At 65.9% G+C, this 19,164-nt stretch carries 23 protein-coding genes and 1 pseudogene; 14 read left to right on the forward strand and 10 right to left on the reverse strand.

What is annotated here, in order from left to right:
* Nucleotides 1-69: 69 nt before the first annotated feature.
* The 3 genes from QP996_RS03445 (at nucleotide 70) to QP996_RS03455 (ending at nucleotide 4,196) form a co-directional block, all read left to right on the forward strand.
* Nucleotides 70-1,596, forward strand: coding sequence for an HNH endonuclease signature motif containing protein (locus tag QP996_RS03445; protein WP_284871228.1), 1,527 nt, complete (start codon nucleotides 70-72; stop codon nucleotides 1,594-1,596).
* Nucleotides 1,597-1,621: 25 nt separating this feature from the next.
* Nucleotides 1,622-2,164, forward strand: a complete 543-nt coding sequence (locus tag QP996_RS03450; RefSeq protein ID WP_284871229.1) for a DUF488 domain-containing protein — start codon at nucleotides 1,622-1,624, stop codon at nucleotides 2,162-2,164.
* A gap of 70 nt (nucleotides 2,165-2,234) precedes the next feature.
* The gene (locus tag QP996_RS03455) at nucleotides 2,235-4,196 is read left to right on the forward strand and encodes a bifunctional metallophosphatase/5'-nucleotidase (RefSeq protein ID WP_284871230.1); all 1,962 of its coding nucleotides are present in this window, start codon (nucleotides 2,235-2,237) and stop codon (nucleotides 4,194-4,196) included.
* On the opposite strand, the gene QP996_RS03460 is transcribed toward QP996_RS03455, so the two are convergent.
* Together QP996_RS03460 and QP996_RS03465 are read right to left on the reverse strand one after the other, a co-directional pair.
* On the reverse strand, nucleotides 4,193-5,050 hold the full coding sequence (locus tag QP996_RS03460; RefSeq protein ID WP_284871231.1) for a trypsin-like serine protease: 858 nt from the start codon (nucleotides 5,048-5,050) through the stop codon (nucleotides 4,193-4,195). The two genes, QP996_RS03455 and QP996_RS03460, sit on opposite strands and share 4 nt — an antisense overlap.
* A complete protein-coding gene (locus QP996_RS03465; RefSeq protein WP_284871233.1) occupies nucleotides 5,031-5,870 on the reverse strand; it encodes a DUF418 domain-containing protein in 840 nt (279 codons plus the stop codon). Before QP996_RS03465 ends, QP996_RS03460 begins: the two co-directional genes overlap by 20 nt.
* Before the next feature lie 89 nt (nucleotides 5,871-5,959).
* Between QP996_RS03465 and QP996_RS03470 the strand changes: the two genes are divergently transcribed.
* Complete coding sequence (locus QP996_RS03470) at nucleotides 5,960-6,634, forward strand: response regulator transcription factor (RefSeq protein WP_284871235.1); 675 nt, start codon at nucleotides 5,960-5,962, stop codon at nucleotides 6,632-6,634.
* Nucleotides 6,631-7,662: a sensor histidine kinase gene (locus tag QP996_RS03475; protein WP_284871237.1), complete on the forward strand. Its 1,032-nt coding sequence runs from the start codon at nucleotides 6,631-6,633 to the stop codon at nucleotides 7,660-7,662. The genes QP996_RS03470 and QP996_RS03475 overlap by 4 nt, the downstream gene beginning before the upstream one ends.
* Here QP996_RS03475 and QP996_RS03480 read toward each other — a convergent pair.
* From QP996_RS03480 to QP996_RS03500, 5 genes are read right to left on the reverse strand one after another with little or no spacing between them, the layout of a single operon-like run.
* Nucleotides 7,645-8,745: a Dyp-type peroxidase gene (locus tag QP996_RS03480; protein ID WP_284871240.1), complete on the reverse strand. Its 1,101-nt coding sequence runs from the start codon at nucleotides 8,743-8,745 to the stop codon at nucleotides 7,645-7,647. The two genes, QP996_RS03475 and QP996_RS03480, sit on opposite strands and share 18 nt — an antisense overlap.
* Nucleotides 8,746-8,761: 16 nt before the next feature.
* Complete coding sequence (locus tag QP996_RS03485; RefSeq protein ID WP_284871242.1) at nucleotides 8,762-9,400, reverse strand: Fic family protein; 639 nt, start codon at nucleotides 9,398-9,400, stop codon at nucleotides 8,762-8,764.
* Nucleotides 9,401-9,409: 9 nt separating this feature from the next.
* Nucleotides 9,410-9,853, reverse strand: coding sequence for a GNAT family N-acetyltransferase (locus QP996_RS03490; RefSeq protein ID WP_284871244.1), 444 nt, complete (start codon nucleotides 9,851-9,853; stop codon nucleotides 9,410-9,412).
* Nucleotides 9,850-11,007 carry a chromate efflux transporter gene (gene chrA, locus QP996_RS03495; RefSeq protein WP_284871246.1) on the reverse strand — a complete coding sequence of 386 codons (1,158 nt, stop codon included), beginning with the start codon at nucleotides 11,005-11,007 and terminating at the stop codon, nucleotides 9,850-9,852. The genes QP996_RS03490 and chrA overlap by 4 nt, the downstream gene beginning before the upstream one ends.
* 11 nt (nucleotides 11,008-11,018) lie before the next feature.
* Entirely contained in the window at nucleotides 11,019-11,858 is an 840-nt protein-coding gene (locus tag QP996_RS03500; protein ID WP_284871248.1) for a CPBP family intramembrane glutamic endopeptidase, read from the reverse strand.
* A gap of 142 nt (nucleotides 11,859-12,000) precedes the next feature.
* Here QP996_RS03500 and QP996_RS03505 point away from each other — a divergent pair, with 142 nt between their 5' ends.
* The 4 genes from QP996_RS03505 to arfB all read left to right on the forward strand — a co-directional run bounded on the left by QP996_RS03505 (nucleotide 12,001) and on the right by arfB (nucleotide 14,144).
* The gene (locus tag QP996_RS03505) at nucleotides 12,001-13,074 is read left to right on the forward strand and encodes an FUSC family protein (protein ID WP_284871250.1); all 1,074 of its coding nucleotides are present in this window, start codon (nucleotides 12,001-12,003) and stop codon (nucleotides 13,072-13,074) included.
* A 101-nt stretch (nucleotides 13,075-13,175) separates the two neighbouring features.
* Nucleotides 13,176-13,382: a type II toxin-antitoxin system RelB family antitoxin gene (gene relB, locus QP996_RS03510; protein ID WP_284871372.1), complete on the forward strand. Its 207-nt coding sequence runs from the start codon at nucleotides 13,176-13,178 to the stop codon at nucleotides 13,380-13,382.
* 12 nt (nucleotides 13,383-13,394) lie between these two features.
* Nucleotides 13,395-13,679 (forward strand): type II toxin-antitoxin system RelE family toxin, encoded by a 285-nt coding sequence (locus QP996_RS03515; protein ID WP_284871373.1) that lies wholly within the window; start codon nucleotides 13,395-13,397, stop codon nucleotides 13,677-13,679.
* Between the two features lie 21 nt (nucleotides 13,680-13,700).
* Nucleotides 13,701-14,144: an alternative ribosome rescue aminoacyl-tRNA hydrolase ArfB gene (gene arfB, locus QP996_RS03520; protein ID WP_284871251.1), complete on the forward strand. Its 444-nt coding sequence runs from the start codon at nucleotides 13,701-13,703 to the stop codon at nucleotides 14,142-14,144.
* Nucleotides 14,145-14,220: 76 nt separating this feature from the next.
* On the opposite strand, the gene QP996_RS03525 is transcribed toward arfB, so the two are convergent.
* Both QP996_RS03525 and QP996_RS03530 read right to left on the reverse strand, forming a co-directional pair.
* A complete protein-coding gene (locus tag QP996_RS03525; RefSeq protein ID WP_034999634.1) occupies nucleotides 14,221-14,526 on the reverse strand; it encodes a HigA family addiction module antitoxin in 306 nt (101 codons plus the stop codon).
* Nucleotides 14,527-14,534: 8 nt separating this feature from the next.
* The gene (locus QP996_RS03530) at nucleotides 14,535-14,816 is read right to left on the reverse strand and encodes a type II toxin-antitoxin system RelE/ParE family toxin (RefSeq protein ID WP_284871254.1); all 282 of its coding nucleotides are present in this window, start codon (nucleotides 14,814-14,816) and stop codon (nucleotides 14,535-14,537) included.
* A gap of 460 nt (nucleotides 14,817-15,276) precedes the next feature.
* Here QP996_RS03530 and QP996_RS03535 point away from each other — a divergent pair.
* A pseudogene (locus QP996_RS03535) lies at nucleotides 15,277-15,522 on the forward strand (LLM class flavin-dependent oxidoreductase); the annotation flags it as partial.
* Nucleotides 15,523-15,568: 46 nt separating this feature from the next.
* On the opposite strand, the gene QP996_RS03540 reads toward QP996_RS03535, so the two are convergent.
* Nucleotides 15,569-15,958, reverse strand: coding sequence for a heavy metal-responsive transcriptional regulator (locus QP996_RS03540; protein WP_005290994.1), 390 nt, complete (start codon nucleotides 15,956-15,958; stop codon nucleotides 15,569-15,571).
* Nucleotides 15,959-16,056: 98 nt separating this feature from the next.
* On the opposite strand from QP996_RS03540, the gene merA reads away from it, so the two are divergent.
* The 4 genes from merA to QP996_RS03560 all read left to right on the forward strand — a co-directional run bounded on the left by merA (nucleotide 16,057) and on the right by QP996_RS03560 (nucleotide 19,128).
* Entirely contained in the window at nucleotides 16,057-17,478 is a 1,422-nt protein-coding gene (gene merA / locus QP996_RS03545; RefSeq protein ID WP_284871255.1) for a mercury(II) reductase, read from the forward strand.
* Nucleotides 17,475-17,825 (forward strand): mercuric ion transporter MerT, encoded by a 351-nt coding sequence (gene merT, locus QP996_RS03550; protein WP_284871257.1) that lies wholly within the window; start codon nucleotides 17,475-17,477, stop codon nucleotides 17,823-17,825. The genes merA and merT overlap by 4 nt, the downstream gene beginning before the upstream one ends.
* A gap of 191 nt (nucleotides 17,826-18,016) precedes the next feature.
* Complete coding sequence (locus QP996_RS11855; RefSeq protein ID WP_350309504.1) at nucleotides 18,017-18,406, forward strand: peptide chain release factor I; 390 nt, start codon at nucleotides 18,017-18,019, stop codon at nucleotides 18,404-18,406.
* A gap of 368 nt (nucleotides 18,407-18,774) precedes the next feature.
* On the forward strand, nucleotides 18,775-19,128 hold the full coding sequence (locus tag QP996_RS03560) for a type IIL restriction-modification enzyme MmeI (RefSeq protein ID WP_350309505.1): 354 nt from the start codon (nucleotides 18,775-18,777) through the stop codon (nucleotides 19,126-19,128).
* Nucleotides 19,129-19,164 lie beyond the last annotated feature (36 nt).

Consider the following 19,164-nt stretch of genomic DNA (forward strand, 5'->3'; position numbering starts at 1 on the left):
TGTCGGGCGCGTTGTTAGATTGAGTTCATCACTTTCAGACAACCGCGTTCTTGACGGGGAGGAGGGGCCATGACCAGCGAGATCACCCGATGCGTCAACGAGATTGCTTCAGCGCTGCGCACGCTCAGCACGCTGTTCGAGGACCCCTCCACCCTCGAATTCGAAGACGTCCGGCACGACATAGAGCGCTTGGAGGAGCAGTTTAAGAAGAAGGCATCTATCGACGCAGCATTCGCTTTCATCGCCGACCGGGACGATGCCGGTCGTGTCGTCGGCGCCAACTACCCGAACGCGTATCTGCAGCAGTGCCTGGACCTGTCCAAGGGTGAGGCCTACAACCGCCTCGAGCGTGGCCGGTTGCTGTACGGCGCACCGCCGGAGCCCACCCCTCCCCCGCCCGAGGACGTGGAGGACCTGTTCGACATGACCGGTGAAGACGCCGAGGCCGAAGCCGCAGCGGAGGCTGCGGCCGAGGAAGCGCGCGCCCGCCAGAAGAAAGCGCGCGAGAACTCGTCGAAGGTCAGCGCGGAAAAGCAGGACATTATTCGCCGCGAGCTGGACAAGCTGCTCAAGGCCGCGGCCTGCGAGCGCACCCGCATCCACGCTGAGGCCATGGAGGAGGCCCTGCACCGCAGCCCCGAAGACCTGCGCTTGTTCGTGCGCAAGGCGGTGAACGCGGCGAACCGGAAGCACGCGCCCCACTCCAACCCGAACGCTGGGTTTGAAAAGAGGAGTGTCACCTTTGGCCGTCGCAAGGCAGACGGCATGGTCGACATCCACATCAACGCCACCGCCGGCCACGCGGCGCTGATGAAAGCGCAGATGGACAAGGGGCTGGCGCCGAACTCGAACCTGCCGGAGGAACTGCAGGGCGAGGCGGATTCGCGCACACCGGAGCAGCGCCGATTCGATCAGTTCTTCGCTATCTTTGAGCAGTACGAGGAGAAGTGTCAAAAGTCGAACGACGGTGCCGCCTCCGTGGTGCTTGCGCTGACGTTGGACGACCTCGCGGACGGCGATGCCGCGATGCTCTTCGACACCAACACCGGCATCGAAGTGGACTGCTTCGACCTCGTGCGCCTAGGCATGGACGGCACAACCGACTTCCTGCTGCAGGTCGACGGGGTCAGCTCCGTGCCACTGTGGATGGGGCGCACCAGCCGGCTGGCGTCGGTGGCCCAGCGCATCGCCATGTTCGCGGTGCAAGGGGTCTGCTCCTGGCTCGGCTGCACCGCGGCCATGTCGGAGTGCGAGGCCCACCACATTCTCGCGTGGATCAAAGGTGGAAACACCGACATTGAAAACCTCACCGGGCTATGCCGCGAGCACCACAGGTGCAACAACGACCACAGAGACGGCTCCTTTAACAAGGGCTACATGGATTTCGACCCGCAAACGGGCAGGTCAGGGTTCCGACGGCGCCCCGGTGACCCGTTGCAATTCAACCAATCGGTCCCGGCGAAACATTCGGCGGTGAGCAGGATCTATGCCGCGAAAGGCAGGTGCGAGTGCGCCAAACACACTGGTCGCGACCCCGCGTTTTACCCGCCCGGCCACCCGCCGATGAAGGACACCTGGACACCGATGCGTGTGTGACGCCTCCGGGCGTAGCGTGGTCGGCATGCGCATTTACACCGTGGGCCACTCCAACCTCGACTTCGACGACTTCACCGCGATGCTCTCTGCCGCCGGGGTGAAGTCCATTGTTGACGTGCGCAAACTCCCCGGATCACGCAAGTATCCGTGGTTCAACGACGACCACCTCGCCGCGCACCTGCCCACCCACGGCATCGCCTACAGCCGCAGCGAAGGCCTCACCGGCCGCCGCAACGTCTCACACACCGTCCCCTTCGAGGTCAACGGCAACTGGCGCAACCGCAGCTTCCACAACTACGCCGACCATGCCCTCGGAAACGAATTCGCCGACGCCCTCGCCGAACTCCGCGACCACGCCGCCGAGACCCCCACCGCCGTGATGTGCTCCGAGGCGGTGTGGTGGCGCTGCCACCGCCGCATCATCGCCGACCACCTCATCGCCCACGGGGACGAGGTGGGCCACATTATGGGGACGACGGCGGAGGGGGCGTCGATAAGCAATGCAACCTTGAACGAGGGCGCCGTCGTCGGCGACGACCTCCTCGTTCGCTACCCAGAGTTAACCTGAGCGAAACCTCACCGCAAAACGCCCTTTCTAAGGTTGCTCTCACACAATCCGACCAAAAGAAAGGCCCCTCGTGTCCGCCCGCTTCCGCATCCAGCTGATCTCCGCGACCACCGCTGCCGCCCTCGCCGCCGCCTTCACCCCCTTCGCCCCGGCGGCGCTGGCGGCCGAGACCTCCGAGTTCACCATCTCCAACGTCACCGACTTCCACGGCTACTGGGAGGAAACGAAGTACGTCCCGGGCGCCGCCCACCTCAAGTGCGCCGTGGACAAGGCCGCCGAGGGCAAAACCCACGTCTTCACCTCCGCCGGCGACAACATCGGCGCCTCCCCCTTCGCATCGAAGCTGCTGGACGACGCCCCCACCCTGGAGATCCTCAACCTGATGAACCTGCAGGTCTCCGCGCTGGGCAACCACGAGCTCGACGAGGGCGCCGACGACTTCTCAAACCGCGTCACCGCTGCCTCCGACTTCGACTTCCTCGCCGCCAACGCCGAGACCGTGAAGAACACGAAGGACTACGTGATCAAGGACCTCGACGGCGCGAAGGTCGCCTTCGTGGGCACCATCACCGACGACATGCCAAACCTGGTCAACCCGAAGTCCATCGAGGGCATCACCTGGAACGACCCGGTCGCAACCACGAACGAGCTCGCCGAGCAGCTAAAGGATAGCGGCGAGGCCGACGTGGTCATCGCGCTCGTACACGAGGGCGGCATCAAGGCCGACGAGTTCTCGGACGCCGTCGACGTGGCGTTCCTCGGCCACTCCCACCAGTCCATCGAGCCCGCCGGCGAGAAGCCGCTGCTAATCCAGGCCGGCTCCTACGGCACCAACCTCGCCAACGTGGACCTGAGCTTCGACCGCGCCGCCAAGAAGCTGACCGTGAAAAACGCCGAGCTTCTCGACGCCGACACGATCCGCGCCTGCGACACCCCGCAGCCCGAAATCGACGCCGTGATCAAGGACGCCCTGGACAAGGCCGGCACCGAGGGCAAGAAGGTCATCGGCCGCGCGGACGCGCACCTGTACAGGGCGGGCGACAAGGAGTCCCAGCTCAACAACTACATCGCAGAGGCCACCAGGCAGGGCGTGAGCAACAACTCCTCCGTCACCGCCGACATCGGCGTGATGAACGCGGGCGGCGTCCGCGCCGAGATCGAGGCCGGCGACGTCACCTACGAGCAGGCCTTTTCCGTCCAGCCGTTCGGCGGCGAGAACACCTACGTCGAGCTGAAGGGCTCGGACGTGGTGGCCGCGCTGGAGGAGCAGTGGCGCGACGACCCGGACCGCCCGATGTTCCCGCTGGGCATCTCCGACAACGTCTCCTACACCTACGACCCGGCCGCGCCGGTCGGCTCGAAGATCACCTCGGTCACCGTCAACGGCGCCCCGATCGACCCGGAGAAAACCTACGTGGTGGCTGGCTCGACCTTCCTCCTCGCCGGCGGCGACAATTTCAAGGCCTTCACCAAGGGCACCGAGCCCGCGAACCTCGGTTACGTGGACCTCAACGCGCTGGTCGAGGCGCTCAGCGGAGGCCAGCAGCAGCGCACCGGCCAGTCCAACGTGGGCGTCCACATCCCCGCCCCGCTCACCGCAGGCAAGGAGGCAACCATCGAGCTCAGCTCCCTCCTCTTCGACAAGGGCGAGCGCGCCACCACCGCCACCGCATCGCTTGGCGACGCCTCCGGTTCCGCCACCATCTCCCCCAACAACGCCGATTTGACCCCCAACGAGTTCGGCACCGCCACCGTGAAGCTGACCGTCCCGGCGGGAATGTCTGGCACCCAGGAGCTGCGCATCACCACCGACGCCGGCACCGAGGTGATCGTACCCGTCGAGGTCGCGCCCGCCGCGGGGCAGGCTGAGCCGAACGAGCCCGCCCCCGCTGCTGAGAACGGCTCGAGCACCGGCGACCTCGGCTGGGTCATCCCGGTAGCTATCGCCGGCGCCTTCGGACTAGCCAACCTGATGGCGCTTCTGTTCCCGTTTGCGGTGGATGGGGTGCTGGGGCCGATCGCTAAGCGCTAGCTCTCTTGCTTGCGGCGGGTGGCCATGAAGAACCCGGCCGCCACCAGAGCCAATGCGCCGAGGCCGAGCACCACGTAACGCAGGGAGGCGGCGGGCTCGGAGGACTCGCCCCCAGAAGTCCCAGTAGCCCCAGTCTCCCCCGAAGAGCCCGCGACCACGCCGCGGATCCACTCGGCCTGCTCCGCCACCGGCGCCACCGCCACCGCGGCGTTCGAGGTCATCTCCTCTTCGGTGGGGTTGTCCGGGTCCTCGAACAGCCCGGCCGACATCACGCCGGCGACCTTGCCGTCGGCGAAGATGGCGCCGCCGGAGTCGCCCGGCTGGATCCGCGCCCCGCCGTTCAATGCGACGTCGAGGGCGGTCGGGGCGTCGAAAAGCGCGAGCGGCGATTCCCCGCGCACCGTCGCCTCCGCGGCGGGCAGCTTGGTCGAGCCGCCCGAGCCGTCGGAGGACCAGCCGTAGATGTTCACTTCCCCGCTCGGCACCGTGTCCGCAACCGTTGCGTAGGTGGAAAGCCCCATGTCTTCGGCAGTGTGCAAAAGCGCGATATCGCCGCGGGGCGCGACCTCGTGGCGGTCCACTTTGAACACCTTCTGGTTCTCGCCCTGGCCGGTGCGCACCGAGCCGCCCGGCTTCGCGGCCGCCTCGACGCAGTGGCGGGCGGTGATCACCCAGTGCGGGTCGATGGCGGTGCCGGTGCACACGCCGTCGTCGGGGTCGGAGTCGTCCACGCGCACCGAGACCACCGGCTGTGCCTCAGCCGCGTCGCCGGCAAACTGCTCGGATTCCATCGCCCACGCCGGCTGCGCCGCCAAAGCGACACCAACTGCAACACTAAACGCCAACTTTTTCATTATTTTCCTTTCCAACCACCGCCGTAAGGCGGCGAACAATACTTTCCATCGGCCCGCGCCGGAACACGGCGAGCCAGCCGTACGCGATCACTGCGGCGCCGATCACACTCGCCCACACCCCGGCCCACTGCGCGCTCAGCACGTGCAGGCAGTACAGCGTCAGCGTCATCCGCCCCAGCGGCGCGAGCCACCCCAGCCATCGCCCCGCAAGGCAGCACAGGGAACAAATGCCTATCGACGCCCCGGCGGTCCCCACCACGTCGGCAAGCCCACCGGTGTGGCCGGTGGCGTCGAGAAGCGGGGGCAGCGGCACCCACCAACGCAGTGCAACATCGGCCGCGAACAGCGCGCACCCGACGACCGCCCCGGCGCGCAGCGGCATGTGGCGCGCGAACAGGATCCCGACGACCATGAGCACGGCCCACATCAGCGGCGGGTACGGCGAGACCGACGGCGCAAGCGCCGCCGATCCCAAAGCTCCAGCACAGGCGAGCCACACAAGCCACGGCGAATCCAGCCTCGGCGCCCACGCAAGCACGATCATGCAGACCCCGATCGTGCCCAGGACCACCTCGATGGTCCCGGAAAACGGCACCAGCGCGAAGTGCAGCACCACGAGGCACGCCCCGCGCACCACGAACTGCGCCGGCCGGGCCCGCATGAGCCCCATGGACACCCCGGCGAGGAACGCGAAGAGCCCCGCGGGGAAGCCGAAGAGCACCTGCGCTGTAAGCCCGTCGTGCACGGTGAGGTGCGCGACGATCATCGCGACGAGCGCCACGGCCCGGGCCGCGTCGATTCCAACGATTCTGGTCTGCATGGGGATTCAAGCTAGAAACCCCGGTGTTGCGCCCGCGTTAACCCGGATGTTTATGTCTCCGCAACATCGCGGCGCATACGATCGCAACCATGACAATTCGGGTGCTCATCGTGGACGACGAGGCCTTCCTCGCCGACGCCATCGCCACCGGCCTGTCGCGCGCCGGCTTGCAAACCCGCGTCGCCTACGACGGGTTCGAGGCGCTGAAGCTTATCGACGAGCTGCCGCCCGACGTCGTCGTATTGGACCGGGACCTGCCCGGGGTGCACGGCGACGTGGTGTGCCGCCGCATCGTGGAGACGCAGCCAGCCACGCGGGTGATCATGCTGACGGCCAGCGGGACCTTGGACGACCGCCTGGAGGGTTTCGACCTCGGCGCCGACGACTACTTGGCCAAGCCGTTCGAGCTGCCCGAGCTGGTCGCGCGGGTGAAAGCCCTGGCCAAACGCAACGCGCCGTCGCGCGGCGAGGTGTACCGGTGCGGGGACGTGCGCCTGGACACCTTCCGCCGCGAGGTGACCCGCGGCGAGACGCCGGTGAGCCTGAGCCCGAAAGAGTTCGCGGTACTCAAGGTGCTCATGGAGGCGGACGGCGGGGTGATCTCCGCCGAGGACCTGCTGGCGGAGGCCTGGGACGAAAACGCCGACCCGTTCACCAACTCCCCGCGCGTGACCGTGTCGCACCTGCGCAAGAAGCTTGGCGAGCCGCGCATCGTGCACACCGTCACCGGCGCCGGGTACTACGTGGCGGAGGCCGAGCGATGAGGCTGAGCCTGCGCGCCCGCATCACGGTGATGTTCGTGGCCACCGTCCTCGGCGTCGGATGCGCGCTGATCGGTCTGGTTTATGCCTACTTGAAGCTCACCCCGGTGCCGGTGATGGCGTCGTTTCCGGGCGCCGACGACGGCGTGGTCATCGACGGCGCCGTGCCCGTGACCGACGAGATCCTGCGCCGCATCCTCTTGGCCTCGCTCGGGGCGCTCGCGCTGCTCACCGCGCTTGCGGGCGTGGTGGGCTGGTTCGTAGCGGGGCTCGTGATCACCCCGCTGCGCTCGATCGCCGACGACGCCCGCACCGTCACCCGCGGCGACCTTTCCGCCCGCATCGACTACGACGGCCCCCGCGACGAGGTCGGTGAACTGGCCGAGGCGCTCAACGCCATGCTCGACGAGCTCGCCGACGCCGTCGAGCGCCAGCGCCGCTTCGCCGCCAACGCCTCCCACGAGCTGAAGACCCCAATCGCGACCATCCAGACCGTCGCCGACGTGGCGCTTTCCGGCGACGACGCCGACCTGCGCCCGGCGCTGGGCCGGATCCGCGAGGTCAACGCCCGCAACGCCGCGACCGTGTCCTCGCTGCTGCAGCTGGCTAACGTGCAGGTCCGCGACCGCGCAGCCGTGGATCTGGCCGCCGTGTGCCGGGAGGTCGGCGCCGCCCACGGCATGCCCGTAGATGCAACGCCGCTCACCGTCGACGCCTCCCCCACCCTGATCCGCCAGGCCGTGGACAATCTCGCTCGCAACGCCGACGCATACGGCGAGGGCGGGACAATCACGCTCCAGCACGTCGATGCTGGCGCCGAAATCACCGTGGAATCCGGCGGCGCCCCACTCGACCCGGCGGAGGTGGCCACCTGGACCGAACCGTTCGCCCGCGCCCGCCGCACCTCGAGTTCCGGCCACGGGCTAGGGTTGGCCCTGGTCACGGCGATAGCGAAGGCCCACGGCGGCTCGGTTGAGTTGGCGGCGCGGGCCGGGGGCGGGCTCGTCGTAAAGCTACTGCTCCCTGCGTAACGCGCCCTCGAAACGCGCCTTCGCCGCCTCGACGTCCTCGGCGTTGTGGGAGGTGGGCACGTCCGCGCGGTCCGGAAATACGGCCTTGCCCTGCGGCAGGTTGATCGCGGGCTGGTTTGGCTCCTCGCCGCCCTCACCGCGCAGGTGCGGGTGCGCGTAGTCGGCGCAGTGGTCCAGGAACACGCGCGGCGGAGCGAAGAAGTTGCATCCGGTCAGCGCCTCGGAGAAGTCGAGGATGCGGTCGTAGTTACCCTCCGGCTCGCCGATGAACATGCGGCGCAGCATCACTTCGGTGACGCGGGGGTCGCGCGCGTAGCTCATAAAGAAGGTGCCCTGCTTGCCCAGCGCGTCGCCGAACGAGAGGTTGTTGCGCACAATCTCCAGGCCGTTGCCGTCCTCGTCCTCGACCTGGTTGACGGCCACGTGGCTGTTCGGGGCCTTCTCATCCAGCTCGATGTCGGAGTGCTTCGTGCGGCCGATGACCCGCTCCTGCTCCTCCACCGGCAGCGTGTTCCAGTCCTTCAAGTTGTGCACGTACTTCTGCTCGACGATGTAGCTGCCGCCCTTCCAGATGCCGTCGCGGATGATCGCCACCTCGACGCCCTCCTGGCCGCGGGGGCTTTCCGTGCCGTCGACGAAACCGAGCGGGTCGCGGAAATCCTGGTACTGGAACGCGTGGACCTCGTCGTAGTAGTCGATGTGGTCTTCAACGATCGCGTTGATGCGGCGCGCCAGCTCGAAGGCGACGTCGAACTCGTCGGACCGGATGTGGAAGAACAGATCACCCGGGGTGGACGGCGCGTGGTGTTTCGCGCCCTGAAGCTCCACGAACTCGTGCAGGTGTTCCGGCTTGTCCAGCGCGAAGAGGCGGTCCCACATCTTCGCGCCGACGCCGGCCACCGCGGTCAGGTGCGCCTCCGGGTAGCGAAAACCCACGCCGTTGGTGAGGCTGGACAAGCTCGAGAGCACCTCCAGCGCCGCCTCCTCGCCGCCCTCTTTAAAGCCGAGGGTGATAAACAGCGCGTCCCGCGACTGCGGGAGGATCACGGTTTGGGTAACTTCTGCCTGGTTCCTACTCGTCATGGGGATTAAGTATTCCCTATTGGCGCGAGTTGTGCCGGACCAGGGCTTCCACTACCGGTCCTGTCTCGCCGAAGACATAGGCCCGAGCGAGAAGGTCGTGAAACTCGCGGCTCACCGACGGGTCCGCGTCGTCGTGCGGCACCGCCATCTGCACACCTGTCCCTTGGCCTATTAAGTAGCTGTTCGCGGCGAAGATCGCGGTGCGTTTGTTGCCGTCTTCGAAGGGCTGGGCTCGAGCGACTTCGACGAAGAGATGTGCGGCGGACCGGAGGGCGTCGTCAAGCATGAGCTGCTGTTGAATGAGCGCGTCGAGTTCTTCAGCCGTGACCGCCGCGGGTTCGTGCGGGCCGTGGGCGGTGCGCACGCCGATGCCCTGTTCCGCCCGGCGCAGCTTGCCGGGGTTGAGCGCGGCGCTGCGGGTGAGCTGGGCATTGATGCGCCCGAGGTAGTCGGCGGTGATTGGCTCACCTGCGGTAGCGATGACGGACTCCGCCGCCGCCTCCAGGTCCTGCAGCAATGCCAGATCACCGCGGCCACGCACCCCGTCCGTATCGCCCGAGCGAAGGTAACGGTCGGTGGCGAGGCGGCTGGTGGACAACCCGTCGAAGACGACGCCGGCGGTGTAGATGACGTCGAGCAAATCGGTCGCGTGCATACCTTTACGCTACAGCTCCCGGATGTACAGCAGCATCCGCGATCCAGCCTCGATGTTGGTGAAGCCGTGCCGCTCGTAGAACCGCCGCGCGCCCGCATCGACCTCGTCGACGTTGATCTGCATCTCGCCCGCCCCGCGCTTGCGAATCTCCGATAGCACCCGCGCCATCATCCGCGTGCCCAGCCCGCGGCCGCGGTGCGCCGGGGCGACGTAGAGCTCCTCCAGCATCGCCACCGGGCCGTCGTAGTACGGGCTCGGCCGCAGCGTCAGGTACGCGAACCCGACCTCGCCGGCCAGCACCACAATGACGTCGTCGCGGGCGATGAGCTGCGCGAACCTGCGCTCCAGATTCTCGGGCACCGGGGTGTCGAACTCGGTGTGGAAATCGCGCAATAGCTTTGCGACGAGCTCCACCTCCCCCACCGTCGCCCTCCGAATCACGGGCGCAGTCACAACGCCGCCCAACCTGTCAGCGCCGCGCCGATGACCACCGCCCACGCCGGGACCTTGAAGTTTTTCAGCGCCACGAACGCCGCGGCCGCCACCGCCATCGTGGCCGGTCCGTGGATGCCGGAGGTGAACACCGGGGTGTACAGCGCCGCGGCCAAGATGCCCACCACCGCCGCGTTCGCACCGGCGAGGGCATTGGCGGCACGCGGGTTGGCGCGCAGCCGATCCCAAAACGGCATAACACCGATGACCAGCAGCGCCGCCGGCAGGAAGATCGCCACCGTGGCCAGGGCCGCACCCCACAGCCAGTGCACGCCCTGCGCAGAGGCGCCCAGGAAGGAGGCGAAGGTGAACAGCGGGCCCGGCATCGCCTGGGCGGCGCCGTAGCCCGCGAGGAAGGTGTCGTGGTCCACCAGCCCGGTGGGTACTGTGGCCTGCTCCAACAGCGGCAGCACCACGTGCCCGCCGCCGAACACCAGGGCGCCGGAGCGGTAGAAGCTGTCGAAGATGCCCCAGCTCGTGCCCATGCGTCCTGCCAGCGGCAGCAGCGCGAGCAGGGCCGCGAACACTCCCAGCGCCGCCAGCCCTACGGTGCGGCTGGCGGTGGAGGTGTGGCTGGGGGCCGGAGGGGCGTCGATAGGCGAAAGTGCAAAGGTGGCCACGAGCATGCCCGCAACGATTGCGCCGACCTGGGCCGCGGGGTGCGGGACCAGCAGGACGATGAGGAATGCGGCGAGCACGACGGCCGCGCGCAACCGGTCCGTGACGATGCTTTTCGCCATGCCCATGACCGCCTGCGCGACGACCGCCACCGCCGCCGCCTTGAGCCCCGCGAGCCAGCCGGCGTCGGAGATGTCGCCGAGGCGCGCCACGCCGAGCGCGAACGCGACCATGAGGACCGCACTCGGCAGCGTGAAGCCCACAAACGCCGCGAGCATGCCACCGTATCCCGCGCGTTTGAGCCCGATTGCCATACCGACCTGGCTCGACGCGGGGCCCGGCATGAACTGGCACAGGGCGACGAGGTCGGCGTACTCGTCGTCGGTGAGCCACTTTCGTTTCTCCACGAACTCGTCCCGGAAGTACCCCAGGTGCGCCGTCGGCCCGCCAAACGACGTCAGGCCAAGACGAGTGAATATGTGTAATACCTCAAGCACAAGATGTGATGCTAGCGGACGTCGCCACGCTGAGCAGGAGTCCGTGCGTGACTCGACGCGGCGCGGGGTAGCACTGCGAGCACCACGGCGGAAGCCGCCGCAGCAGCCGCGAATGCCGCCACCATGCTCGCAGCCGAGTTCGGGATTCCCAGGGCTTGGACCGAGCCGAAGGTGTTCCACGCCGCGTGCACCGCAACCGCGACCCAGATGCTGTTGAACGCCCACACCAAAAGCGCGTAGAGCAGCGCGTCAAGGAAATAATGTGCGAAGGCGACCGGTGAGCCGTACGCCTGCGGGTGCATCGCCACGAACGGGATCGCGGCGAGCACCGCGCCCACGGCCGGGTGCCTGGTCCACGCCGTAAACGCCTGGAAGAACACGCCGCGAAACGCCATCTCCTCCGCAAGCGCGGCGAGCACAATCACGACGAGCTCCAACGGAAGATCGCTCCGGATACCTCCGATAACTTGGTCCCAGGACGCGCCGTAACCGATCACGCCGACCGCGCCCATGACGGCGGCGATGACCACAAACGCCAACGCGTACGCGACGAACGGCACCCAAGGTTTCGTTCCTGTTCGCCCTGTGAACACCGACGCAACCGGCCTGCGCCCGATGAACCGGACCGCGAGAAGCACCGCCAGGATCTCCACGACCACGGAGCCGTACCCGAAGTACTTGTCCGCCGCGCCGCTCGACGTATCCACCCCCGCGGCTTCAAGGGAAACACCAATCACCGCGACGAACGCGACGGTAAGCACGGCGACCGCGACGATTTCGGCGAGCGGCCTCCACCAGGCGTAGTTGGGTTGGTTTCTTGACGCGAACGCGTACTCCCCCGCGTGTAGCACTGTGACGAAACTCCTTCTCGCGGTTACAACAACCGGGCCATCATATGCCTGACTGTTGATATGTGCACGGGTCGAGCAGCCCCGGCACCGCGCCCGCGCTAGACTCTGCCCGCGGAAAACCACAATCGAGCACGGATCGCGTATGGGAGGTTCCCGGTTGCACCACTTCAGCCCGCTGTTTGAGATGGGCCCTGCCCGGCGCGATCACATCCCCGCCTTCCGCACCGCCCTCGGCGTGGCCATCCCGATGTTCACCCTGCTCGCACTCGGCCGAATGGATCTGGCCATCTACGCGAACTTCGGCGCGTTCACCGGCGTGTACGGCAGGCACATGACTCGCCAAGTGCGGCTGAAGCACCACGTCCTTGCGGGCATCGCCCTGACGACGTCGGTGACTGTGGGCGCCACCATGGCGTGGCTGGATGTGCACCCTTGGGCCCTTGTTGCCATCACCTCCTTGGTCTCGTCGGTGTGGGCGACCATCGCGCTTGCCGCGGACATGAAACCGACCGGGTCGGTGTTTGCGATCTTCTCCGTGGCGGCGGTCGGGTCCTTGAACAACCCCGTCCACCCGGCGCTCGCCTTCGCAATCGCCGGCACCGCCGCGCTTTTGTGCCTCGGCCTCGGCCAAATCTCCCACCTCATCGGCGAAGGCCCCGGCGGCGACGCGAAAGAGCCGGAGCGCCCCTCCCGGTCCCCCGAGGCGGGCCGGATGCCGTGGCGGCGCCTGCGGGTCGAAGCCAGCCGCTTCTTTTTCTCCCCGCTGCTCGCCGGCGTGCTGGGGCTCATCTCCGTGACTATTTTCGACCCGCTGACCCACTCCTACTGGGCCATGGTGGCCGCCGTCGCGCCACTTGTGAACTCCCGCTTCAAGGTGCAGTACTACCGCGCCATCGAGCGCGTCCTGGGCACGCTCACCGGCATCGCGGTAGCCGGCTTTTTGCTGTCCCACCCGATGCAGGGCTGGCAGATCGTCGTGTGGATTGTGATTCTGCAGTACCTCACCGAGATGTACGTGACCCGCAACTACACCATCGCCGCCAGCTTCATCACCCCGACCGCCCTGCTGATGGTGCAGACAGTCGAGGCCTCCCCCGTCTGGCCGATGCTGCTCGCCCGCACCGCGGAGACCGTCATCGGTGCGTTCGCGGCGCTCGTCGTCATCGCGGTCGGCTACGTGCGCAAGTACCCCGAGGTCGTGCTGCCGCGTCGCTAGGCGCGGGTGCTTTGCGACGGGCTCCGCCCCACCCATTGCACATTGAACAACTACCGAATACAGTGTATTCACACTGATCAAAGGGGTAAACTTTGGCTACGATGACAATCCGGATGGATGACGACGACGCAGAGCTTGTGCGCAAGTACGCTCGCTTCGAAGGCGTCACCCTTTCCGATTTCGCCCGCAATGCGATCTTGGAAAAGATTGAAGATGCGCATGATCTGCAGGAGCTTCGAGACGCCATCGCGCACGACACCGGCGAGCGGTACAGCGTGGACGACATTCTCGCCGATCTCGATACGTAGCACCCCCGGATGATGGCACCATCGGGCCACTACACTGTCGAATTCACGGCCCGCGCACGGAAGCAGTTGAAGAAGATGGACCGCTTCGACGCGCGGCTCATCGCCACCTGGATCAAAGAGAATTTGGACGGCTGCACCAACCCGCGGGCATTTGGGAAAGGGTTCTCCGCGAACCGGTCCGGCGAGTGGCGCTACCGCGTCGGCGCGTACCGGATCCTCGCCCTCATCGACGATGGCACGATCACAATCGAGGTGTTTTCAATAGGCCACCGTAGCGAGATTTATCGCAATTCTTAGCTCAGACGTAATGTGGGCGGCATGAACGACCTGACCATCGCGCCCGGCCCGGGGATCCCCGGCGGCGTGGTCATCGCCGCCGCCGACCTGACGGAGCGGTTCGCCAAATCGTCGGGCCCGGGCGGCCAGGGCGTCAACACCACCGACAGCAAAGTGCAGCTCTCCCTCGATATCGCTGCGTGCGCATCGCTTACCGACGCCCAACGCCGCCGCGCCCTCACCAACCTCGAACACCGCCTGGACGGCACCGTCCTCACCGTGGCCGCGTCGAGCCAACGCTCGCAGATCCGCAACCGCGCCGAAGCACGCGAGCGTTTGGCCACGTTGTTACGCGAGGCGCTCGCCCCGCCGCCTCCCCCGCGCCGGAAGACAAGGCCGACCAGGGGCTCGGTGCGGCGCCGTCGAGAGGCGAAGAAGCGGCGCTCGGAGCTCAAAGCCACGCGCAAGCGACCCCAGATTCCCTAGCGCCCGCCCTAGACTCGGGTTGGGGTTGTCGTCCACTACCCCGATATGGCGCGACGCTTGTAGGGTCGCTAACTTCCTACGCCGAGGCAGCCTGGACCGGCTGAATCTGCTCGATCTCGGCGAGGGCCTTATCTTCCGCCAGCTCAATCTCATACTGGTTCTGCAGATTCATCCAGAATATCGGCTCCACCCCAAAATATTTTCCGAGCCTAAGAGCGGTGTCAGCCGTGATTCCACGTTTACCGTGCACAATCTCGTTAATACGACGGGGCGGAACCCCGATAGACACAGCAAGCTTGTGCTGAGTGATTCCGAATCCCTCAATGAAGTCTTCTAAGAGAATCTCCCCAGGATGAATCGGCGGGTACAGCTTGTTCGACATGGCATTCCTTAGTGGTAGTCCTCAATGGTCACGTGTTCGGGCCCTGCGCCCTTCCAGCGGAATGTGATTCTCCACTGGTCATTCACTCGGATACTAAACGTCCCTTTCCTATCTCCCTTGAGAGCCTCTAGGCGATTCCCGGGCGGTACGCGAAGGGAGTCGAGGGATACAGCAGCGTCGAGCTGGTGGAGCTTCTTGTTCGCCGGCTTATGGATCCGAGGATCCAGTTTCGGAACTGGTTCACGCAGGAATACCAGCTCGGTTTCTCTGTTCCCGAACGACTGGATCATGCCTCACCCTATCCCCCATAACGCGAAGCGTCAATAACGCACAACGTTAAGCTTTAGCTCACCCGAATGCAAGTACACTCCCACCCTACGCAACAACACTGTTTCCGCATTACGGTGACTACCGTGAAGACAATACAAGGGAAGCCGATCAGTGAAGATCAGGTTGATGCTTGGGTCACCGAAGCCGAAAATGGCTACCAGATCGAGTTCCTACTTTCTCGCGGGAGAAAACCTCGCGATACAAAACACTCCATTAGGCCGGAAGGCTCTAACCCCGCCCGGACACGAGATTGCGGCTTTTAAGCACCGGGACTGATTTGGACGGTCATGCAGGATCCGGAGGGCAATGAGTTCTGCGTGGGCAACCCCGAGGCCTAGCTACACGTTAAATTTAAACTCGACGGTATGTCGTTGCAAAGTTACTCCCTCTCGTTAACACCATCAAAAGGAGTGTTATCCAATGAAAGCATTCGGCTTCTTAAGCTTCGGGCATTACGCCTTCGGCAGCTAGTGCGGGCCATCTGCGGAAAAGATCGCCAAGACTCGTCTGGAGATCACCCAGGCTGCGGACGAAATCGGCGTGAACAACGCGTCCTTCCGAGTCCACCACTTCGCGCTGCAGGCCTCCGCCCCGATGCCGCTGCTGTGTGCTATCGCGGCCACCACCAAAATCATCGAGGTGGGCACCGGCGGCATCGACCTGCGCTAGCGCATATCGGGGTTGTAGCGTTTGAGTCATTGACTCCCGCCGTCTACAAGTACCTACACACTTGATCGGTGCTGCACGTTTCAGGATCCGGGTGCGCGGCGTCCTGGCTAAGGTCCGCGATAGTGTCGCGCAGCACGGAGAGCTGCGCGATCTGCTGCTCGATCTCAGCGAGGCGCACGTCAAGCAGGTCGCGCACGTGCTCGCAGGGCGCATGGCCGCCGTCGCGGATGTCGAGGATCTGGCGGATCTGGGCGAGGGTGAGGCCCGCGGCCTGGCCGCGGTGGATGAAGTCGATCCGAGCGACCGTCTCGGGCGCGTAGTCGCGGTATCCGGACGGCGTGCGCTCGGTCGGGGGCAGAAGGCCCTGTTCCTCGTAGAAGCGAAGGGTCTTCGCTGTAGTGCCCGCCCTCTCGGCGAGTTCTCCGATCCACATTACTGTCTCCCTCCGTGGCCGCGCTTGACCTTCCCCTGCACTGGAAGGTCCAGTATGGCTGAGACAGAGCAGAAAGCCAAGAGTTGACAGGAGCAGCGATGCCTACGAAGTACGATCTCGCCATCATCGGATCGGCAGGCGGCGCGTTCGCCGCTGCGATCCGCGCCAGCACGCTCGGGAAGTCGGTGGTGATGATCGAGCGCGGGACGCTCGGCGGCACCTGCGTGAACACGGGCTGCGTCCCGTCGAAGACGCTCATTGCCGCGGCCGGCGCGCGGCACGTCGCGGTCGACGCCGCAACCCGGTTCCCCGGGATCGCGACGACGGCGGATCCCGTCGACATGCCCGCGCTGATCGCTGGGAAGCAAGCGTTGGTGGAGTCGCTGCGCGGCGAGAAGTACGCCGACGTCGCCGACTCCTACGGCTGGCAGGTCCTCCGCGGCGACGCCTCGTTCGTGGGCACCCCTGATGCGCCGGTTCTCGATGTTGCCGGATCCGACGGAAGCGTCGAGACCATCGAGGCCCACCACTACCTGGTCGCGACTGGTTCTCGCCCGTGGGCACCGCCGATCGACGGCCTGGAGGAGACCGGATACCTGACCTCGACCACGGCGATGGAGCTGACGGAGGTCCCCGAGTCGCTGCTGGTGCTCGGCGGCGGCTACGTCGCCCTGGAGCAGGCGCAGCTGTTCGCCCGCCTCGGCTCGCAGGTCACGCTGCTCGTGCGGTCCCGGCTCGCGTCGAAGGAGGAGCCGGAGGTGTCGAAGGCGCTCCAGGAGGTGTTCGCCGACGAGGGCATCCGCGTCGTCAGCCGCGCAGTGCCCACCCGGGTCTCCCGCGGCACGGGAGGCGAGGCCGTCGTGACCGCCGCCTTGTCCGGCGGCTCGCAGGAGTTCCGCGCCGACCAGGTCCTGGTCGCCCTCGGACGCCGTCCCGTCACCGATGGCCTGAACCTCGATGCGGTCGGGGTGAATACCGGAGACTCCGGCGAGGTGGTCGTCTCCGACCGGCTGCAGTCCTCGAACCCGCGGGTCTGGGCCGCGGGCGACGTGACCGGGCACCCCGAGTTCGTCTACGTCGCCGCCCACCACGGCACCCTCGTCGCCGAGAACGCGTTCGCCGACGCCGACCGGTCCGTCGACTACGCCCGCCTGCCGCGGGTGACGTTCACCGGGCCCGCGATCGGCGCGGTCGGGATGACCGAGAAGGACGTCCTCGCCGCGGGGATCCGCTGCGACTGCCGCGTCCTGCCCCTGCACCACGTGCCCCGCGCCTTGGTGAACCGCGACACCCGCGGGTTCATCAAGATCGTCGTGAACGCCGAGACGAACGAGATCCTCGGCCTGACCGCCGTCGCCAAGGACGCCGGGGAGCTCGCCGCCGCAGGCGTCCACGTGCTCGGCAGGACCGTCGCCGAGGTCGCCAACGCCTGGGCCCCCTACCTGACCATGGCCGAGGGCATCCGGATCGCCGCGAAGGCCTTCACCACCGACCCGTCGCTGCTGTCGTGCTGCGCATGAACGGCAACACAGGCAATCGGGGAGATCTCATCCTGAAGCAGACGATGAGCGCCGATCAGGACCGCGACGAATGGCGCGCCGGTCCCGTCGTCGCTGCAGTGACCGGGCTGCTCTTGCTGGCATGCTGCGCGCTTCCGTCGCTGCTCTGCTGCGGCCTGCCGTTCATCGCGGCGGGCGGAGCACTTGCAGGCGTCGGTGGGCTCCTCGGTAATCCCTGGATCATCGGTGCCGGGACCGCCGTCGTGATGGCCGTCATGGCGGGGATGCTCGTCAGGCTACAGCGACGGCACCGGCGCCGCAGGTCCGGCTGCTGCGAAAATCCTTCGACCGCTGATCGGAACCGGTAGTTCGAGGGATCCAGCGATCACTGCCACCTACGGAGGCCGCTGAAATCGAAGCCCGACGGGAGAAGGAGGAGCAAAAAGCGTTCGAATCAACCGGTGACGAGGATAATACTGAGGCTGGATCCCGGCCGTCGCGACGCGGTCTCCGCTTCCGCCGAGACGAGAAAGGGTTGTGGGCACCTAGGCTGGGCGGCATGAACGACCTGACCATAGCGCCCGGCCCGGGGATCCCCGACGGTGCGGTCATCGCCGCCGATCTCGCGGAGCGTTTCGCGAAATCGTCGACTCCAGGCGGCCAGGGCGTCAACACGGCGGACGGCAAAGTCCAGCTTTCCATCGATGTCGCCGAATGCGCATCGCTTACCGACGCCCAGCGTCACCGTATCTCGCGCAACCTCGAGCACCGCCTAGACGGCTCCGTCTTTACCGTGACTGCGTCGACTCAGCGGTCTGTGTTTCGCTCCTGGTCCTCTCGCTTGCACCTGCGACACAGCCTCGTGTCCCCGGGCCGTAGCGTTCGGGGGAGCACAATAGCCCCAGTCCTCATCACGTCCCGGGATCAAAGAGTTCATCGCAGAGGTTAAGCACTACACGTTAAATTTGAACTCGACGGAGTGTCGTCGATAAATAACTATTCGATGCGCAAAGTACAACGAAATACCGCTAGAAACAGACAACATATGGGGGTGCACAGAAACACATATAGGTTCTGCGGAAAACCTATAGGGTGCGTCGCTAAAAACCGCTGTGCGCGAAAAACATAAAGGGTTTACGGACCCGGTCCCAGACCCCTCAATACTCTGAGCCGGAAGAATGGAAAGTGGAAGGTTGATGTATCCCCACTATTTATTTTTTCCGTTTTTCGGAGTACATCGGGAGCTACAACTGCGGACCAGCTCTGTGTGAACTAGATGAGAAGGCGCAGCAGCGAATCATCGACGCTGGACAGTTGGTGCTGCGGGCACGCGAGCGGCACCCCCAGCGGTCACTCGCGGAGCACTACAACCCGTTATCGATGAACCCAATTCTGCTCAAGGCCCACAACAACTTGGACCGGGAAGTCGATAAGGCTTTCGATGTGGCACGCAAACTCACCAACGAGCGCCAGCGCCAGGAGCTACTGTTCGCCAGCTACGGGGAGTTGGCGAGGGGCTATGTCTCCTCGCTTTCATCAAAATCGAAACCACCAGCAGGGTCGTTCCCCGTGCGGGTGATTTTGATCGGTCCCGCTGCTGGGTGTAGAACCCTGTCGCTGGCAACGCCGGGAACTATGACTGTGCCCGACGAGAACACGTCACTGCCATAACGCGGCTCACGGTAGACGAACATGGGTCGTTCACTA

It is taken from the genome of Corynebacterium sp. MSK008, from assembly GCF_030232585.1.
Lineage (GTDB): Bacteria > Actinomycetota > Actinomycetes > Mycobacteriales > Mycobacteriaceae > Corynebacterium.

Excerpts from the sequence above, each read along its gene's own strand:
- QP996_RS03540 (WP_005290994.1), bottom strand. The coding sequence starts at position 15,958 with ATGTGGATCGGAGAACTCGCCGAGAGGGCGGGCACTACAGCGAAGACC.
- relB (WP_284871372.1), top strand. The coding sequence starts at position 13,176 with ATGACAATCCGGATGGATGACGACGACGCAGAGCTTGTGCGCAAGTAC.
- QP996_RS03485 (WP_284871242.1), bottom strand. The coding sequence starts at position 9,400 with ATGCACGCGACCGATTTGCTCGACGTCATCTACACCGCCGGCGTCGTC.
- QP996_RS03525 (WP_034999634.1), bottom strand. The coding sequence starts at position 14,526 with ATGTCGAACAAGCTGTACCCGCCGATTCATCCTGGGGAGATTCTCTTA.
- merA (WP_284871255.1), top strand. The coding sequence starts at position 16,057 with ATGCCTACGAAGTACGATCTCGCCATCATCGGATCGGCAGGCGGCGCG.
- QP996_RS03505 (WP_284871250.1), top strand. The coding sequence starts at position 12,001 with ATGGGAGGTTCCCGGTTGCACCACTTCAGCCCGCTGTTTGAGATGGGC.
- QP996_RS03450 (WP_284871229.1), top strand. The coding sequence starts at position 1,622 with ATGCGCATTTACACCGTGGGCCACTCCAACCTCGACTTCGACGACTTC.
- QP996_RS03470 (WP_284871235.1), top strand. The coding sequence starts at position 5,960 with ATGACAATTCGGGTGCTCATCGTGGACGACGAGGCCTTCCTCGCCGAC.
- QP996_RS03475 (WP_284871237.1), top strand. The coding sequence starts at position 6,631 with ATGAGGCTGAGCCTGCGCGCCCGCATCACGGTGATGTTCGTGGCCACC.
- QP996_RS11855 (WP_350309504.1), top strand. The coding sequence starts at position 18,017 with ATGAACGACCTGACCATAGCGCCCGGCCCGGGGATCCCCGACGGTGCG.
- QP996_RS03480 (WP_284871240.1), bottom strand. The coding sequence starts at position 8,745 with ATGACGAGTAGGAACCAGGCAGAAGTTACCCAAACCGTGATCCTCCCG.
- QP996_RS03465 (WP_284871233.1), bottom strand. The coding sequence starts at position 5,870 with ATGCAGACCAGAATCGTTGGAATCGACGCGGCCCGGGCCGTGGCGCTC.
- QP996_RS03515 (WP_284871373.1), top strand. The coding sequence starts at position 13,395 with ATGGCACCATCGGGCCACTACACTGTCGAATTCACGGCCCGCGCACGG.
- merT (WP_284871257.1), top strand. The coding sequence starts at position 17,475 with ATGAACGGCAACACAGGCAATCGGGGAGATCTCATCCTGAAGCAGACG.
- arfB (WP_284871251.1), top strand. The coding sequence starts at position 13,701 with ATGAACGACCTGACCATCGCGCCCGGCCCGGGGATCCCCGGCGGCGTG.
- QP996_RS03530 (WP_284871254.1), bottom strand. The coding sequence starts at position 14,816 with ATGATCCAGTCGTTCGGGAACAGAGAAACCGAGCTGGTATTCCTGCGT.
- QP996_RS03445 (WP_284871228.1), top strand. The coding sequence starts at position 70 with ATGACCAGCGAGATCACCCGATGCGTCAACGAGATTGCTTCAGCGCTG.
- QP996_RS03460 (WP_284871231.1), bottom strand. The coding sequence starts at position 5,050 with ATGAAAAAGTTGGCGTTTAGTGTTGCAGTTGGTGTCGCTTTGGCGGCG.